The sequence below is a fragment of the Saccharothrix saharensis genome (assembly GCF_006716745.1).
GTDB lineage: Bacteria > Actinomycetota > Actinomycetes > Mycobacteriales > Pseudonocardiaceae > Actinosynnema > Actinosynnema saharense.
The window spans coordinates 8,610,225-8,627,078 of sequence record NZ_VFPP01000001.1 but is presented as its reverse complement, the minus strand read 5'-3'; the positions used below and the strand labels follow the sequence as shown (position 1 = coordinate 8,627,078).

The 16,854-nt window shown below is 72.6% G+C and carries 13 protein-coding genes; 2 read left to right on the top strand and 11 right to left on the bottom strand.

Annotated elements, in window-relative coordinates; genetic code table 11:
* Positions 1–247: 247 nt before the first annotated feature.
* Positions 248–796: a hypothetical protein gene (locus tag FHX81_RS38990; RefSeq protein WP_170232348.1), complete on the top strand. Its 549-nt coding sequence runs from the start codon at positions 248–250 to the stop codon at positions 794–796.
* Between the two features lie 104 nt (positions 797–900).
* Here the strand turns inward: FHX81_RS38990 and FHX81_RS38985 are convergent, their stop codons facing one another.
* The 8 genes from FHX81_RS38985 to FHX81_RS38950 form a co-directional block, all read right to left on the bottom strand.
* Complete coding sequence (locus tag FHX81_RS38985; RefSeq protein ID WP_141983444.1) at positions 901–3,909, bottom strand: toll/interleukin-1 receptor domain-containing protein; 3,009 nt, start codon at positions 3,907–3,909, stop codon at positions 901–903.
* On the bottom strand, positions 3,903–5,027 hold the full coding sequence (locus FHX81_RS38980) for a hypothetical protein (RefSeq protein WP_141983443.1): 1,125 nt from the start codon (positions 5,025–5,027) through the stop codon (positions 3,903–3,905). Before FHX81_RS38980 ends, FHX81_RS38985 begins: the two co-directional genes overlap by 7 nt.
* Before the next feature lie 146 nt (positions 5,028–5,173).
* Complete coding sequence (locus FHX81_RS38975) at positions 5,174–6,724, bottom strand: fused response regulator/phosphatase (protein ID WP_141983442.1); 1,551 nt, start codon at positions 6,722–6,724, stop codon at positions 5,174–5,176.
* Positions 6,721–8,439 carry an ATP-binding protein gene (locus FHX81_RS38970; protein ID WP_141983441.1) on the bottom strand — a complete coding sequence of 573 codons (1,719 nt, stop codon included), beginning with the start codon at positions 8,437–8,439 and terminating at the stop codon, positions 6,721–6,723. Before FHX81_RS38970 ends, FHX81_RS38975 begins: the two co-directional genes overlap by 4 nt.
* Complete coding sequence (locus FHX81_RS38965) at positions 8,436–9,464, bottom strand: ATP-binding SpoIIE family protein phosphatase (RefSeq protein ID WP_141983440.1); 1,029 nt, start codon at positions 9,462–9,464, stop codon at positions 8,436–8,438. Before FHX81_RS38965 ends, FHX81_RS38970 begins: the two co-directional genes overlap by 4 nt.
* Positions 9,452–9,862, bottom strand: a complete 411-nt coding sequence (locus tag FHX81_RS38960) for an ATP-binding protein (RefSeq protein WP_141983439.1) — start codon at positions 9,860–9,862, stop codon at positions 9,452–9,454. Before FHX81_RS38960 ends, FHX81_RS38965 begins: the two co-directional genes overlap by 13 nt.
* On the bottom strand, positions 9,859–10,224 hold the full coding sequence (locus FHX81_RS38955) for an STAS domain-containing protein (protein WP_141983438.1): 366 nt from the start codon (positions 10,222–10,224) through the stop codon (positions 9,859–9,861). Before FHX81_RS38955 ends, FHX81_RS38960 begins: the two co-directional genes overlap by 4 nt.
* A complete protein-coding gene (locus FHX81_RS38950) occupies positions 10,224–11,072 on the bottom strand; it encodes an STAS domain-containing protein (protein WP_246108187.1) in 849 nt (282 codons plus the stop codon). The genes FHX81_RS38955 and FHX81_RS38950 overlap by 1 nt, the downstream gene beginning before the upstream one ends.
* Positions 11,073–11,722: 650 nt before the next feature.
* On the opposite strand from FHX81_RS38950, the gene FHX81_RS38945 reads away from it, so the two are divergent.
* Positions 11,723–12,532, top strand: a complete 810-nt coding sequence (locus FHX81_RS38945; RefSeq protein ID WP_141983437.1) for a fibronectin type III domain-containing protein — start codon at positions 11,723–11,725, stop codon at positions 12,530–12,532.
* Positions 12,533–12,821: 289 nt separating this feature from the next.
* Here the strand turns inward: FHX81_RS38945 and FHX81_RS38940 are convergent, their stop codons facing one another.
* Genes FHX81_RS38940 through FHX81_RS38930 form a run of 3 tightly spaced genes read right to left on the bottom strand, consistent with a single transcriptional unit; the run spans position 12,822 to position 16,262 of the window.
* Positions 12,822–15,215: a hypothetical protein gene (locus tag FHX81_RS38940; RefSeq protein WP_141983436.1), complete on the bottom strand. Its 2,394-nt coding sequence runs from the start codon at positions 15,213–15,215 to the stop codon at positions 12,822–12,824.
* Positions 15,212–15,904, bottom strand: a complete 693-nt coding sequence (locus tag FHX81_RS38935; RefSeq protein ID WP_211363701.1) for an ABC transporter ATP-binding protein — start codon at positions 15,902–15,904, stop codon at positions 15,212–15,214. The genes FHX81_RS38940 and FHX81_RS38935 overlap by 4 nt, the downstream gene beginning before the upstream one ends.
* Positions 15,894–16,262 carry a peptidase inhibitor family I36 protein gene (locus FHX81_RS38930; protein WP_141983435.1) on the bottom strand — a complete coding sequence of 123 codons (369 nt, stop codon included), beginning with the start codon at positions 16,260–16,262 and terminating at the stop codon, positions 15,894–15,896. Before FHX81_RS38930 ends, FHX81_RS38935 begins: the two co-directional genes overlap by 11 nt.
* Between the last annotated feature and the right edge of the window lie 592 nt (positions 16,263–16,854).

Genomic DNA, 16,854 nt, shown 5'->3' with positions numbered 1-16,854 from the left:
TGCCGAAGTGTGCGCCCTTGAGCCGCCTGTGCACAGGCAAGACCCCATAAGGCTGACCTCCCGATACGCGCCGGTGGCACACAAAGTGTCGCCCGACGGTCAGGTGCCACGTCGATTGCGCCATCCTGGCCGAAGTGCATTCGGAATGCCATGAACAAGTAACAGACCGATGGGAGTGGCCGACCCACAGGACGGGCGTCCTCGTGTCGCCTTCGGGTTCTTGCGCACCTCACCCTCGGAGCGACGAATGCGTTCACGCACGGTCCTGGCCGGTCTCCTCGCCACTGCGGCCACCGTCCTGGGCATGCTGGTTCCCGCCACCCCGGCCACGGCGGGCGCGCTGGATGTGACCTGCCTGCCGACCAGCAGCCAGACCGCGTCCTTCACCCCGCCGCTGACCCTCACCCCCGGGCCGACGACGGTGACCGCGTCCACCCAGTACGGACCGTGCACCTCCACCAGCGTGCCGGGGCTGACCTCCGGCTCCCGCAGCGCCACCATCCCCTACCCGGCCTTGTCGTGCCTGGACCTGCTCACGTCGGCCCCGCTGACCTTCACCATCACCTGGAACACCGGTCAGAGCTCCACGATCTCCGGCAGCACCACCGTCACCACCGCCGGCGCCGCACTGGTCGTCACCATCACCGGCACCGTCACCGCCGGGCTGTTCGCCGGTGACTCGGTCGTCCAGACCATCACCGGACCGTCCACCGCCGTCACGCTGTGCACGCTGGGTCTGGGGACGGTGCCCAGCATCCACGGGGTCGTCACCCTCGCCATCACCTCCGCGCCATGACCGTCGAGGGTGCCCGATGACCGGCGCGAACGGGCGACGACGTGCTGCGTGGGGCCGGCGACCACATCGGCCACGTCCACTGCATCCGGGTGCCGCCCCGGCGTTCAGCAGTGCTCGGTCCGGTAGACCTCGCACAGCTGGCGCCGCAGCGCCGGGATGGCCACGGGAATCCGGATCGTCCGCCCGCGGTCGGCGTCGGACTTGAGGTGGACCACGAGTTCGTCACCGATCCGGCGGGCGGAGGTGGCCACGACCTCGGTGGCGTCGAGCGTGCCCGGGTCGTTGACCACCAGGCGGCCGGACGTGGCGTCGAACAGCTGGAACCCCCCGGTGGAGCCGATGGCGAGCAGGAGGGTGCCGTCGTCGACCAGGGACGCGGCCTCGACCCGGCCGACACCGGCGACCGCGGTGGCCGCCGGGCGCCACGTGCCACCGTCGTACCGGTACACGTCGAGGGCGCGCGCTCCCGGGGTGTGGACCAGCGCCGTGCGGGCGGCGGGGTCGAAGGACACCTCGTCGTCGGCGCCGGCCGGTGGGCCGGGGACGGTGCGCAGGGACGACTCGTCACCGCGCACCCAGGTGGTGACGGCCAGGCCATGGTCGGTCCTGGCCACGATACGGCCGGTGGTCGCGCCGAGGTCGTAGGAGACGACGTCGGGCACGTCGGACAGGTGGCTGCCCGTTCGGCAGTCGGTGCCCTCGCGGTCCACGGGAACGGGGGTCTCGGCCGCGGCGAGCGACTCGAGGTATCCCGCGGCGGGAACGTAGCGCAGGCCGTCGGCGCGGCAACGCCCTGCGGTCGCGGCACGGCCGTCGACCAAGGTCACGCCGGTGCCGGGCGATGAAGCCAGCAGAGCACCCGTGCCGTCGGGTTCGACCGCGGAGATCGCGCCGGCGTCGCTCACCGGCACGCGCTCGACCACGCCGCGCGCATCGGTGAACACCAGGCCGTCGTCGACCAGGACGACCTCGCGTTCGCCGAACGCGGTCACCACGCCGCCGGTGATGTCGCCGCTGACGGTGGTCGCCACGTCCCAAGGGCGACGTTCATTCCCGGTGCTCAGCACCTCGATCGGGAAGCCCTCGTTGAGCACGGCCACACGACCACCCGACGGGGAGAACGCGACGGCGTCGGCCTGGAACGGGGTGCGGATCACCGTCTGCCCGGCGCGGACCGCGTCGTGGTGGACGAGGGAGTCGGAGAGGTCGATCAGGGCGCAGCCCGGGGTGTAGCGACCGTCACGCACCGGCACAGCCAGCGCCGTCGCGTCCACCAGCAGCGACGTGCCCACCGGTGCGTCGGTGGCGAGCAGCACGGAGGAGCGGTCCTGGCAGCGGGCGACCACGGGGTCGGTGTCGCCGCTCTCAGGTACGCCGATCCGCTGCCGTACCGGCACCCGCGTCCATTCGGTCCGCCAGTCGGGTGGCAGCGTGGAGATCTTCACGTCGACCGGCGGGGACCCGGTGGGCGGACGCACGATCGTGGCGGTGTTGCCCTGCACGGCCACGAACGCGCCATTGGCCAGGGGTTCGAGGCGGGTGTCGTACTTGGGCTGCCACATCGGGTGGCCTTCCACGTCTTCGACGTGGCCGCGCCGCTCGTCGCGGGTCCAACCCAGCGTGCCGTCCGCGGTGATCCACGCCAGGTCGCCGGTCAGCTTGCCGAGGTCGAACAGCGGGGCCACCTCGACCGCGGTGTCCGGCACGGTGAGCGCCCGTGATCGGTAACCGCCCGGCCCCGGTGTGGCGAACAGCCACGACGTGGGGCCGGCACGCAGGACGAGCGCGGCGACAGGGTCGGTGGCCTCGACCGACGAGCCCAGTGGCACGTCGAGCCGCTGCGCCCGCCCGGCGGCCACGACGAACACCCCGGCCGAACCGGACAGCGCAACGTGGCGGTAACCGGACAGAGCGACGACGCGGTCGACGCCGTCCGTGGTCGTCACCTCACCGCGCCGGTCGACCACGTGGGCGGAGCTCGGGCCGAGCAGGACCGCGCCACCGTCGAACGGGGTGACGCGGCACGGGCCTCGCGCCGTCCACTCCCCGTCGAGGCGCGTGGTGGTGGCGGCGAGGTCCACCACGATCGGGCCCTGGTCGGCGCAGGCGACCAGGTGGTTCGGCCCGACCCTGGTGAGGTCCGACAGCCCGGTCGCGGGCACGGTCGTGTCGACGCGCTGGGTGCTCGTGGCGACGTCCCAGCTGCGGACCGCCGTGCGCTCGCCCTGCCGACCCCAGGCCAGCAGTTCGCGGCTGTCCGGGGCGAACGCGAGGTCGGTCAGGCCGGGATGGCGCAACGCGTGTTCGAGGCGGGAGCTGCCTTGCGAGACGGCCAACATCGCGGAGCGGACGGTCGGGCTGTCGCTGTCGCGCGCGGCGCGCAACACCCGCTCGATGGCCGCGGTGGGCGTACCGGGCACGGCGAGCAGGGCTTCGGCCGCGTCGGCCTGGGCACGGGCTTCCGAAGCGTTGCGCTCGGCCTCCTGCCGGTTCCGGACGGCGACGACGCCGGCGACCAGGGCTACGACCAGCAGCACCAGCGTCACCGCTGCGACGCCCTGGGCGGTCCTGGTCCGGCGGCGTTGGTAGCGGGTTTCCTCGATCAGGTAGTCGGAGGGCTGCACGTCCATCAGCCGCGCGCACAGGGCGACGAGCGCTGCCGAGTCGCGCCACGACCAGCGCGGCCGGTGGTCGATCCACTTCTGCTCGACCTCGAACACCCCTCGCAGGGCCGCGGGCACCGCGTCCGGCACCGCGAAGTCCCGGCGATCGTCGTCCCAGGACAGGTCGATCTCACCCACGCGGACGAGAACCAGTCGGTCGACGTGCCCGGTGGAGGCGAGCCAGTGCCGGATCTCTTCGTTGACCCACTCCGAGCGCGGGGTGTCGGTGTCGAGCAGCACCACCAGGAACCGGGAGCGGTCGAGCGCGCCGCGGATCTCCTCGGCGAGCGGGCCGGGGCGCAGGTCGGACTCGTCGAGGAACAACCTGAACCCGGTCCCCCGCTCGTGACGCCCGGCCACGGCGTACAGACGCTCCTTGAGGTGGCGAGCGGTAGGGCGGGACGCGGACTGGTAGCTGATGAACGCGGTGTAGTGGACTTCGGTCAACATCCGGCAACCACCGGACGGCCCAGCACCAGGCGGTTGTAGCGGCCCAGCGACTGCTGGCCGACGCCGATCAATTGGCCGTCACCGGCCCGTCCGACTATGCCGACCTGGTCGGCGCACGAGTCGCCCACCGCGCGGGCGGCTGCCCGCGGCGCTTCTTCCTCGTCGGTCAGCGCCGAGGTGGCTGTGTCGTAGGCGCGGACCCAGCGGGCGGGTCCGGGATCGCAGCTTTCACCCTCCGGAGGGGAGTGCACCTCACCAGTGGCGATCACAGTGCCGTCCCGCCACATCAGATCGGTGAGCCGGAACCACGGGTAGGGCGACCCGAGCTCCACCGCGCCGTCGGGCACCGAGGGCTCCAAAGGGTGCACCACAAGGGTGTCGAGGTCGACGACGACGGGGGCGGAGACGGTGATGCACGCGCCGCCGGAGCCGCCGACGCCGATCGCGAGGTGACGGCGGTCCGGGGACGTGGCGGACATGCCGAGCGTTCCGTTGACCTGGGTACTGCGCACGATCTTGCCGTCGTTGTCGTACCGGGCGATGATCGACGGCCCACTGCGCACCCCGCCGATCCGCGACAGGTAGCCGACCGTGACGCCGTCGCGGTCGGCGGCGAGGGTGAACGGCGACTCGGTGTTCTCCGCTTGGACCGCCGAGCCGTCGTCGCGCTCCTCCAAGCGGCGCACGGGCAGGGAGCGCACCTCCTGCAGGTCTCGGTCGAACCAGACGATGTCGAAACCCTCGCCGGGTGTGTGGTTGCGGCGCGTGGTGACGATCCGGCCACCGGTGACCGCGACGCCGGAACAGTCCACGCAGTCGGTCACCACGGGGTCGCGCCCCGGTCCGACGACCGCGACCTTGTCCCCGGCGACCACGGCTGCGCTGCCCGCGTCCAAGGCGGCGGCGAGCGGCCCGCTCCACGGTTGGTCGTCGCCCAAGGCGTTCACCCGCTCGTGCCCCGCGCGGTCGACCACCGCGATGCCGTCCGCCCCGGACACCACCACGAATGACGGCACGACCACTTCCTCGTTCGTGACCGGGTCGGGCACACCCGAGGTGCCAGTGGTGCAGGCGGTCAGCAACAGGCCCAGGGAAACGATCGCCGGTGCGGTGCGCATACGTGTTGATCGCCACGCGAGCCGTTCGCGCTACCCGCCGGCCGAGACGGTTCGTTCACGCGAACCGCGCGTCATATGCCCTGTGCCTCCTGACGTCGCCCCAAGTCGTCTTCGATGGACGGGCACCGCGGTCGATGTCGGGCGGGTCAGGTCTCCTCGCCGGCGGACGGCGCTCCCACCGGCCGCCGGAACGCGAACAGGGCGATGTCGTCCTTCTTGTCCCGGCCGAAGCGCTCCAGCAGGTCGTCGCACAGGGCGTTCATGTCGACGTCGGGCCGCACGGCGTCGCGCAACTGGTTCATGCCGTCGTCGAGGTCCGTTCCCGTGTGCTCCACCAGGCCGTCGGTGGTGAGCAGGACCAGCGCGCCCGGCGGCAGGACCAGGTGGGTCGACGGCGGGCGCGGCAGGTCGATGCCGAGCAGGGGTCCGCGGACCGCGAGGTACTCGGTGCCGGTGTGGTCGGCGACCAACGGGGGGACGTGGCCCGCGTTGGCCACCGCGGTCGCCCCGTCCGCCGGGTCCACCAGCAGCAGGCACATGGTGGTCAGCCCTTTGGTGGAGTGGAAGCGGGACAACATCGCGTCCAGCTTGCGCAGGATGCGCGCGGGGTCCTCCTCCTCGACGGCGTAGGCGCGCAGGGCGTGGCGGACCTCGCCCATGATGGTCGCGGCGCCGATGGAGTGCCCGCACACGTCGCCGATGGCGATGAGGAGCCGGTCACCGAGGCGGGTGACCTCGTAGAAGTCGCCGCCGATCTCCGCGTGGCTCGACGCGGGCTGGTAGCGGGCCGCCATCGGCAGCGACGGCACGACGGGCAGCTCGCGCGGCAGGAGGCTGCGCTGGAGCACGAGGGCGAGTTTGTGCTCCTCGACGTAGGCCCACAGTCCTTCGGCGGCCAGCGCGGTGGCCTGCGCGAGCTGCACCAGCAGGGTGCGGTCCTCGTCGGTGGCCACGGCCTCCGGGGGGACCGCGAGCAGCACCGCCGGGCGCGTCGGGGTGCCGCGGGCGAGGACGACCGCCGACGGCGTGCCCGGGCTCCACGGCGGATCGGTGACGGTGGACATCCCGACGGGCGGCTCGTCGAAGGCGGTCCCCCGGATCACGTCCACCTCGCCGTCGACCGTGGCACGGGCGATCCACCGGCCGCCGTCCGCGGCGGGGCCGATGGCCGTGGCGGGAGCGGCCAGGACGGTGGCGGTGGCCCGAGCCGCCTCGGTCGCGAGGGTGTCGAACTCCGTGGCGGCGTTGATGGCCATCGTCCCGGCGGTGAGCTTCGCCAGCCGGTCGGCCAGGCGTTCGGCCAGGGTCCGCGCGCGGTAGTAGCGCAGGGCGGCCTGGACCGTGGCCATCAGCTCGCCCGCGTCCACGGGCTCGGTGAGGTAGGCGTCCGCGCCGCGGTTGAGGCCGGTGATGCGGTCCTCGGCCTCGCGGAAGGCCGCCGAGACGTGCACGACCGGGATCGCCGCGGTGCGCGGGTCGCCCTTGATGCGTTCGGCGACGTCGAAGCCGTTCATGTCGGGCAGGTCGACGTCGAGGACGACGATGTCGAACTCCTGGGCGGCCAGCAGCTCCAGCGCCTGACCGCCGGCGACCGCCTCGGTCACCCGGTGCCCGCCCCGGCGCAGCCAGCTGGCCCGCACGTAGCGGCTGGCCTCCGTGTCGTCCACGACCAGGACGTGCGCGCTGTCCGAGGTCATCGGCTCTCCTTGCTCCGCACCAGCCTGACCGCGCCGCGCAACGCCCGGCGCAGGGTCGACGGGGTGATCATGGCCGCGTTGAGCAGCACCGCGGACAGACCGGTCACGACGCGCTCCAGGTCCGGATCCGCGTCGGCGGCCACGACGACCGCGGGCACCGCCCGCAACGCCTCGTCCGCCCGCACGAACGCCAGGATCTCCCGACCGCTGACCCGCGGCACGTCGGCCGCCAGCACCAGCACGTCGGGCCGGTCGGCGCGCAGCCGCTCCAACGCCTCCCGCCCGTCCTTCACCTGCAGCACCGTGTCCGCCAAGCCGTCGAGCGAGATCGCCACCCGCGCCCGCACCGCGTCGTCGGGCTCGACGACCAACGTGGTCCCGGTGATGAGGATGTCGCTCTCCGAGCGGGGTAGCCGCAGCGTCACCTCCGTGCCCTCGCCCAGGGTGCTGCGCAGCGTGAGGTCGCCGCCGAGCAGACGCGTGAGGCGGCGTGCGTAGGGCAGGCCGAGGCCGGTGCCGGCGACGCCGACCTGGAGCCGTCCGGGCACCTGGTAGAACTCCTCGAAGATGCGGTGCTGCTCCTGCGGCGCGATGCCGATGCCGGTGTCGGTCACGGTGAACCGGATCTCGTCGTCATCGGTGCCCACGGTCAGCCGCACGGTGCCGTGCTCGGTGAACTTCAGCGCGTTGGACACCAGGTTGCGCAGCACCCGCAGCAGCAGCACCTCGTCGGAGACCAGCTCCGCCCCCGCCGGCAGCGGGTCGACGACCAGTTCGACCTCGTCGGTGCGGATCATCGGGCGGGACGCGCCCTGCAGCTGCGCCAGCACCAGCGGCAGGTCGACCGGCGCGAACTTGGGCTTGAGGCTGCCGGATTCGGCTTTGGCGGTGTCCAGCAGCTCGTTGACCAGGGCGAGCAGGGTGGAGCCCGCGGCGTGGATCAGCCCGATCTGGCGGCGCTGCTCGTCGGTGAGCGGATCGCCGTCGGCAGCCGTCAGCAGCCGGGAGAGCCCGATCACCGAGTTGACCGGCGAGCGCAGCTCGTGGCTGATGTTGGACCAGAAGCGGGTGCGCGCTTCCGCGGCCTCGCGGAGCTGGTTCGACTTCTCCTCCAGCTCGGTGTAGAACGCGACGACGCCCTGGTTGGTCTGCTCCAGCTCCTCCGACAGCTCCTTGTGCAGCGCCATCACGCCCCGGTTGGTCTCCTCCAGCTCCTCGTTGACGCGGAGCAGTTCCCGGCGCCTCGCCTCCAGCGACTCCAAGGTCTCCATGAGGTCCTGGTTCTGCGCGCGCAGCTGCTCCAGCGCGTCGGTCTCGGGCAGCGCCAGCATCCCGCGCAGGTGTGCCAGTTGAGCGGGTTCGGGCCGCGCGCGGCGCGGCAGCGTCTTCACCAGCTCGACCGCCCCGTCGGACTCGGTGACCTCGTCCAGCAGCCGGCGGGCGGTGTCCCAACCCGGGCCGGTCGTCACGGCCGCGTCCACGGTGATGACGAGCACGGGCTCCGGGTGGTGCCGCAGCCCGAACACCAGGCGCGTGGACTGCCGGGCCGCCAGCAGTTCCCGGCCCACGTCGCTGAGCGCGGTCGCCACCCGGATCTGGTCCTGCGGTTCGAGGCCGACGACGATCGCCACCTCGCGGCCGCACTGGCGCAGCAGGAACACGTCGGACTCGCGGGTCAGGGTGACCCCGAGCAGCAGCTCGGCCTGCGGGCTCACGGGGCCGCCACCAGGACGCCGGCGTCGTCCCTGCGCACGGCCGCGTCACGCACCAGCGTGGCCGCGAGCAACAACGGCGAGGTGACGCCGGCGACGTCCTCGGGCGACCAGCGCTCGGTCAGGCCGTCGGAGTGCAGCACGACCCTCGCGCCCGGCGGCAGCTCGTAGTCGAACGCCTTGATCCCCCGCGCCTGGAACCCCGCGATGCCCGGTACCGACACCATCGAGCGCTTGTGCCCGTCCGCCAGGACCGCGCCCGCGATGTTGCCCAGCCCGGCGAAGCGGACCACGCCCGACACCGGGTCGAGCACCGCCGCCGCGACCGCGCCGCCGCGCGTACCCCGCAGCGCGGCGTGCAGCCTGGCCACGACCGCCTCGGGCGAGGTCGGCTCGTCCTCGGTGAACGCCCGGACCGCCGCGCGCGACGCGGTCGCGGCCAGCGGGCCGTGGCCCGAGCCGTCGCACATCATCAACCACAGCCGCCCATCGGCGGTCCTGCGCACCGTGTAGGCGTCTCCGCAGTGCTGCTCGCCGGCGAGCGGTCGCGTCAGCCCGGCGACCGCGGGATCGGCGGCGAACGGGGGTTCGTCCCGCGACCGCGCGTGGAAGCGGGCGGACAGCACGGTGCCCCGGCCGCGCCGGGACGTCACGTCGAAGTGGTCGGCGCTGCGGGCCACCATGCCCAGCCCGATGCCGAGCGTGCCCGCGGTCGACTGGCCGTCGACCATCGCGAGCGCGGTGTCGGCGATGCCGGGGCCCGCGTCGAGGGACACCACCTCGACCGCGGCCCGGTCGCCCGCGCGCAGCGCTCGCACCAGCACGTGGCCCTCGCCGGCGTGCTTGTGCAGGTTGGCGGCGATCTCGGTGACGGCCAGCCCGACCTCGGCGACGCGCGACTCGTCGAACACCAGCTGCTCGGCCAGCGCGGTCGCGGCCCGCCGTGCCCGGCCGACGTGGGCGGGATCGTCGACGAACAGCCAGGCCACGTCCTCCGCGACCGCGACCGGGTGCGTCACCCCCGCCACTTGACGACCGAAACCGTCGTGCCCCGGCCGACCTCGGTGTCCAGGTCGAACTCGTCGACCAACCGGCGCGAGCCGCTCAGGCCCAGGCCCAGGCCGCTGCCGCTGCTCCAGCCGTCGGCCAGCGCCAGGGTGAGGTCGGGGATGCCGGGCCCGTCGTCGTGGAAGACCACGCGCACGCCCTCCTTGCGACCGTCGGTGACGACCTGGACGCGGACGACGCCGCCACCGCCGTAGACCAGCGTGTTGCGGGCCAACTCGCTGGCCGCGGTCACCAGCTTGGTCTGGTTGACCAGGGAGAGCTTCACCCGCTGGGCATACCCGCGGACGAGCTGGCGCACGCGCACCACGTCGTCGTCGCCCCGGACGGGCAACTCCTCGGATCCGCCGGCCGCGGTCACCGCACGCCTCGGCGCTGTTCGCCGAGGATCTTCAGGCCGCGTTCCAGGTTCAGCGCCGTGCGCACGTCGCCCAAGGTGAGTCCCAACTCGACCAGCGTGATGGCGACCGCGGGGCGCATCCCGACCACGACCGTGGTCGCGTCGAACAGCCGGGACAGCGAGGCGATCGTGGCGAACATGCGGCCGATGAAGGAGTCGACGATCTCCACCCCGGAGATGTCGATCACCACGCCGTGCGCGCCCGAGTCGGAGATCCGCTCCGCCAGGTCCTCCTGGAGGGCCAGGACGGTCTGGTCCTGCAGATCGATCTGGATGGAGACCAGCAGCACACCGCCGATCTCCAGGATGGGGACGCGTTCCATCAGCGGACCCCGCCGGCGCTGACGACGTCGACGCCCTGCCGGTGCAGGGCGTGCCGCAGGGCGTCGGCCAGCGATGCCTTCGTCGTGATGTCGCCGAACTCGATGCCCAGCGCCACGATGGTCTGGGCGATCTGCGGCCGGATGCCCGAGATCGTGCACTCCGCGCCCATCAGGCGGGCCGCGAACGCGGTCTTGAGCAGGTGCTGCGCGACCTGGGTGTCCACGGCCAGCACGCCCGTGATGTCGACGATCGCGTGCTCGGCGCCGGTATCGACCAGGCTCTGCAGCAGCTTCTCCATCACCACCTGGGTGCGGTCGGAGTCGAGGGTGCCGACCAGCGGCACCGCGAGCACGCCCTCCCACAGCTTCACGACCGGGGTCGTCAGCTCCAGCAGCTGCTCGGCCTGCTCGGTGATGATCTCCTCGCGGGCGGCGGCGAAGGTCTCGAACGTGACCAGCCCCAGCGCGTCCATCAGCGTGGCGAAGTCGAGGACCTCCCGGAACAGTGCGGGGTCGTCGTGCTGCCCGACGTGCTCGAAGACCACCCGCTTGAGCGCGAACACGCCGGACGCGGTCTCCGAAGGCGTGTACCCGCTCCGCGCCCGTGCCCGGGACAGGTCGACCAGCAGTGACCGCACCTCACCGAACCGGTCACCGGCGAGGTCGCGCACGCCGGAGCCGACGAGCGGCAGCAGCGCGCCGTACAGCTCGCGGAACTCCCGCTCCAGCTCGGCGGCGGTCGCCCTGCCCCGCACGGACTCCGCGACCACCCGGACCCAGGACGCCACGATCGCGTCCTGCTGGTCGCGCAGCACGGCGGCGAGCCGGCCTTCATCTTCCCGAACCACCCGACAACCTCCTCCGAGCCACTGTCGCCCGTGACAGTAGCCGTTCGAACCGCAACTTCGCGGTCGGGAGGTCCCCGACCGGTTGCCCTGACCGGAGAAGGGGCGGCTCCGCCCTCTGGCGGACATCACGCTCGTCACCGTCCTCGGCACTGACCGTCACGCGCAGTGGTGGGTCGACGCGGGATCGCTCAGGGGCCACGAGTCGGAGATACGCATCGTGCACCGGAGTCGATCAACACCCGGCCCGGGCGGGGCCGACGGTGCGAACCCATCTCGAGCGCGCCCTCGGTCGGCGGCCACGCCCCTGCCCGGCAATCGGTGTACAGCGACGGGAAGGGCCCGTTCAGGCAGGAGCTGCGGCCGGCCCCGGAGCGCGGCTGACGCGTTCGTTCGGCGGTTGAGCGGAAAACCGCCTGGTGGCAAGATCGGGACACACGCCGCCGACGCCATGCGACTCGATGGGGAGCAGCACATGCGCAAGGCGATGCGCCGTGCCGTCGTCGCGGCGGACGGCACCACCGTCTCGATCAGCAAGGGCACCTACCGGGGGTCCCTGCGGAGGGACCCGGTCGGGTGACCGTGCCACCAACGAAGGCGAAGGGGTAATCGTGCTGGGGAGAAGATTTGTCATCGGGGCCGCGGTCGCCGCAATGTTATCCGGCGGCGTCGCGGTCGGGACGGCGTCCGCGGGAACGGTCGGGCTGGGGCTCGACTACACCTGCGGGCCCGGCGTCGTGGTGCACGCCGACGTCACGGCCGTTGTGCCCGACGAGGGGATGGCCGGCGGGAACGTCCCCTACCTCGAACCCGCGTACATCGACGTGGACGTGACGTTCGCCCTCGGTCGCGCGCCGGCCGGCGTCCGGATCGACGGGGACAGCACCGCGTCGCTGGCGGCGACCGTCGTCGGCCCCGCCGGGACCACGGCGACCGCGGCCGCGCTGAGCTTCGCGCCGACCCTGCTCACCTCGTCCGGCGGACTGGTGAAGGCCGCCGGCGGGTTCCCACAGCTGTGGCTCTACCCGGCCGGGGACTACGCGATCCGCCTGGGCGACCTCACGCTGTCCCTGCGGCCGGAGCGCGCGGACGGGACGCCTGCGGGTGCCGCCACCACCGTCACCTGCCGGCACTCCGGCCCCCAGGACCTGCTGACCGTGGTCAAGTCCGAGTCGAGCATCATCGAGCACCCGGTGCGGCCGTCGCAGCTGCAGGTGACGGCCGTGACGCCGACCAGCGTCTCGCTGAGCTGGTACTCGACCTCGTGGTGGTTCCCCACGATCGGCTACGACGTGTTCCTGGACGGCGTGAAGGTCGCCTTCGTGACCGACAAGCAGGCGACGCTCACCGGGCTGAGCCCCGACACCCAGCACCGCGTCAAGGTCACCACCAAAGACTCGTACGGCTTCTCGTCGCCGAAGAGCCAGGGGCTGGTCTTCGCGACGCCGCCGCGCGGTCGGTGACCGTGACTCCGCCCCGGTTCGGGCGGAGATCGCCCTGGGGTCCGCCGCGTGGACGTCCTGGCGGGCGCACCGGCAGTCGGCAGTCGCTGTTCCGGCGCGACCATCGCAGTCTGCTCGCCGCGGTCGTCGACCCGGGAGTCCTTCGGCCTCCCGGGTCGAGGCGATCTCGCCGCCCCGTAGCTGCGGTGACCGCACATGGCCGATCGGTGTGCCTGCCGTCGCCGATGATCCGGCGGCGCCAGGTCGCCTCGGATGCCGGAACCGTCCGACCGGGCGGGGTCGCCCTGTCCTAGAGCGACCGAAGTCGGGTGGCGCACAACGCGGTCGTGATGGCGGTGGAGGCGACGAAGGTCGTCAGGATCACCGCCACCCAGGGCCACGGCACTGCCGGCACGAACCCCGGCAGGCGCACCACAGCGACGAGCAGCGGGGGCACGGTGATCAGCGCGGCCAGGGCCGAGCTGAGGAACGTCACGGACGCCTGTTCCAGCAGGAGCACCCGGCGGGTCCAGGCCACCGGGATGCCGAGTGCGCGCAGCAGGCGGGCGTGACCGCGGAGGGTACCGGCCCGCCCCCAGGAGACGACGAGCGTCGTCACCAGCGTCAGCAGACCCAAGGCGACGACCGAGGCTCGGACGGCGATGGGGGTGACCACGCGTGCCGGTTCCTCGTGGACGAGGACCTCCTTGGGGTCCAGGCCCGCGCGGAGCACAGCCTCGCGGATGGCCCGTGCGGCCTCGTCGGACACGCCGCTGTAGAACACCGCCCCGTCGGCGAGCGGCAGTCGCAGGTCGCGGGCCGTGGACGAGAGCACGACTCCCCGGGTGCCGTCCTTCCAGGCCACCGCCGGGAAATCGGCGACGGCCGCGGGCAGCGGGGAGGTGGTGGCGACGACCCGGCCCCGCACGCTCCTGACGAGCACGCGGTCGTCACCCTCCTCCCACAGCACGAGGCCGCCCGCGACGAGGCTGTCCCGTTCGGGTGCCCGCAGCGGACGTCCGATCAGCGAGGCGACCTGGTCCGGTGTGTCCAGGGCCAGCACGAAACCCCAGTCGTCGCGCTGGAAGGTCACGCTCTCGTCGTCCGCGCCCAGGTAGCGCAACGACACGGGCTCGTGCTCGGGCACGGAGCTCCGCGCGACGTCCACGACCGCCGGCGAAGGCGGCTGGAGGTAGCCGCCGCGTCCGTTGAGCACGACCTGGCCCGGTGCGACGTCCGCGCTCGACCGGCTCTGCTCGCCGGTGGTGATCGAGTCGACGAGGATCGCGAAGCCCACCAGGTTCCCGACCACAGCGGCCAAGATCGCGACGGTCGCCGGCACGTGGCGGTCACGCAGCAGCCGGGCGCGGGCCAAGCGCGTGCGCGGGTCGTCGCCGGGTACCGCACGCACGACGCGCGCGACCAGTTCCGGGGTGAGCAGCGAGACGCACACGGTGATCGTGCCGGCGAACACCATCACACCGACGAGCGAGTCCACCCACCACGCCTGGACGGCGGCGACCAGTCCCAGGAGGACCACCGCGGCCTTGCGCGCCTGGCCGGTGTTGCGGATCGCCGACCCGGCGGTCCTCCACCACAGCAGCGCCAGGCCCACCGCCGAACCGACGGTGGTCACGGCCACCAGGTGAAGCGCGGGCTCGGCAGGCGACGGCATCGGCGACAGCGGCGGGTGCACGAGCCCGTCGACCACCGCACGGCCCACCAGCCCCAGAGCGACACCTGCGAGGACACCGGCGATCACCGCGCTGAACGCCCACACGACGGCCGGTGTCGCCACGTTCACCGCGGCCCGCGCCGGCCGGATCCCCAGGGACGTCAGCACGTCGGCGTTGCGCCGGAACCTCCGGTCGCACAAGCCGAAGAGGAGCAGGACCGCCGCCAACGGCAACACCACCGCGGGCACGCTGTACGCGGCGGGCGTCCGGTCCACCCATGACTCCCGCTCGGCGCTCGTCAGGCTCCCGCGCGTCCGCAGCGACGACGCGATCGCCTCGGAGGGGTCCACCTCGTACCGGGCCGGCACCGCGGTGAGACGACGGAGCACGTCGGCGTCGTCGCCACCGCTCCAATACGCGGTGACCGATGCGCTCAACGAGGGGAACGACTCCGCCAACGCCGGGTCCAAGGCGGCCCAGGTACCCGGCGCCGCCAGCAAACCCGGTCCCGGCTCGTACCGGTCCTCGGCCACACCGACCACGGTGAAGCTCGCCTTGTCGGCCAGCACCGGCAGCGCCTCGCCGAGCCCGACGTCGATCGTGCCGGTCCCGGTCACCGCGATCTCCCCCGGCGCGGTCGGCCACCGACCGGCCGTCAACGCATAGCGGCCGGTGAAGAAACCGGACACCCAGTCGGCCTCCACGAACGGTGTGCGCGGTGGATCCGGCACGGCCAACTGGACGTCCACCGACACCACCGACACCGCCGCGTCCGGTGTGCCCGCCGCACGCACGGCGTCGCGGACGTCCTCCGCCAGAGCGCCGTCACCGGGCCGCACCGCGGCGACAGCTCCCAGACCGACTGCCGCGTCGAACTCGCCGAGATCCCGCTCGGCGACCTGCTCTCCGGACAGGCTGAACGCCTGCAGGACGACGTGGACGGCCACCAGGAACGCGGCGACCACGAACACGACCGCCGACGCCCGCAGCGCGGTGCGGTCGCGGAGGAACCGCGGTGCCCACTTCATCCCGCCACCCCGATCCGCAGTCGGCCGCCGGACATCTCCATGGCCACGTCCGCGAACTCCAGGGCCTGCGGGTCGTGCGAGCACACGACGACGAGCACTCCATCGCCACACAGCGCGCGGAACAGCTCGAACACCTCGCGCGACGTCGTCGGGTCGAGTGCGCCCGTCGGTTCGTCGGCGAGCAGCAACCGTTGCCCACCGACCAGGGCCCGCGCGATTCCCACCCGCTGGCACTGCCCGCCGGACAACGTGCCGGGAAACCGGTCGAGCACGCCGCTCAACCCCACTCCGTCCAGGGCCGAGGCCGCCCGGCGGAACGCTTCGCCGTGGCGGACGCGCTTGGCTTCCAGAGGGAGTGCGACGTTCTCCAGCACGGTGAACTCCTCGATCAGCCGCACGTCCTGGAACACCACTCCGATCGTGTCCAGGCGCAGTCGTGAGCGTTCGGCATCCGTCGCGCCCCCGATCGACACCGAGTCGACCAGGATCTGTCCGGCATCGGGCACGAGCAGTCCCGACAGCAGGTTGACCAGGGTCGACTTGCCGGACCCGCTCGCGCCGTGGACGCACACGAGCTGCCCCGCGCGGGCGGTGAAGGAGACGTCCTCCACCGCCCGCACGGTGCCGGCGGGCGAGTCGAACGCCCGGCTCAGCCCTTGGACATCCAGCAGCGCGTGGTCAGCACCCACCGTTGGTCTTCCACGACGTCACCTCGTCGCTGTTCCAGCTCGCCACGTTGTCGTCGCGCTCGCCCGCCTGGAAGGTCTGGCAGTCGCCGCCACCGCCGGTGCTGCCGTAGCCCGCGGCGTTCCTCGTGGTGCGGTTGCCCCAGCTGTCCATCTGGTTGTTCCCGTCGCCGGTCAGGTTCACGAGCCCGCCGCCGCTCGCACGCTCGCCGATGAGCCAGTTGTAGTCGTTGTTGCCCCACATGCACACGCGACTGGCGTCGCACTCGGAGAACGACGCCCCTGCCGGAGCGGCGAGGCCGATGCCGATGCCCGCCAGCATGGACGCGCCCACGACGGCCTTCTTCAGGATCCCGTTCACTGCTTCCTCCCGGAACACTCCGCTGGGTCACCCTCTTGGTGACGTGACCAGGGTCCCGATGTCGGTTTCACCGTCCTTTCCCGCCGATGAAAGCGGGAGGGAACCGGCTTCGTTCCACGTCCCGTCCAGAGTGCTCGGCACGTCGGCGTGCGGGACCCGGTCACGCTGGGACCCGGGTGGTCACCCGGATGTCGCCGGGCTGAACGTGTGGTCGTGACCTGCGGCGTCCCGCCGACCGGATCGATGATGGCCTCCGGTTCGGGTTCGGGCACATCCCCGACCCGCCGGGTCGCGGTGCGGGAGGAGGCAGCCCGTGTTGACGAGTGGTGGGCGCGGCGGGGGACGTCGTGCGCATCGAGATCGGGGTCCGGCCGATCCACGTGGTGAACCGGCCGGACCCGGTGCACCGGTTGACGGCGGTGCAGGGCGGCCGGAGGTCACCCGGCGGGCGGTGCTGGAGGTGATGCGCCTCCACCCGGTGACGCTGCTCGTGCGCCGTGTTCGCCGACCGGTGCGGCGGGGTGAGCCGCACGTGCCGCGGGACGCTCGAACGGCGCGGTGGTGGTCGGCCGGTGGCGCCCGCGCGACGCTC

What these genes read in the sequence shown, in the direction of transcription:
- FHX81_RS38990 (WP_170232348.1), top strand. Translation starts at nt 248, where the DNA reads ATGCGTTCACGCACGGTCCTGGCCGGTCTCCTCGCCACTGCGGCCACC.
- FHX81_RS38985 (WP_141983444.1), bottom strand. Translation starts at nt 3,909, where the DNA reads ATGTTGACCGAAGTCCACTACACCGCGTTCATCAGCTACCAGTCCGCG.
- FHX81_RS38980 (WP_141983443.1), bottom strand. Translation starts at nt 5,027, where the DNA reads ATGCGCACCGCACCGGCGATCGTTTCCCTGGGCCTGTTGCTGACCGCC.
- FHX81_RS38975 (WP_141983442.1), bottom strand. Translation starts at nt 6,724, where the DNA reads ATGACCTCGGACAGCGCGCACGTCCTGGTCGTGGACGACACGGAGGCC.
- FHX81_RS38955 (WP_141983438.1), bottom strand. Translation starts at nt 10,224, where the DNA reads ATGGAACGCGTCCCCATCCTGGAGATCGGCGGTGTGCTGCTGGTCTCC.
- FHX81_RS38945 (WP_141983437.1), top strand. Translation starts at nt 11,723, where the DNA reads ATGTTATCCGGCGGCGTCGCGGTCGGGACGGCGTCCGCGGGAACGGTC.
- FHX81_RS38940 (WP_141983436.1), bottom strand. Translation starts at nt 15,215, where the DNA reads ATGAAGTGGGCACCGCGGTTCCTCCGCGACCGCACCGCGCTGCGGGCG.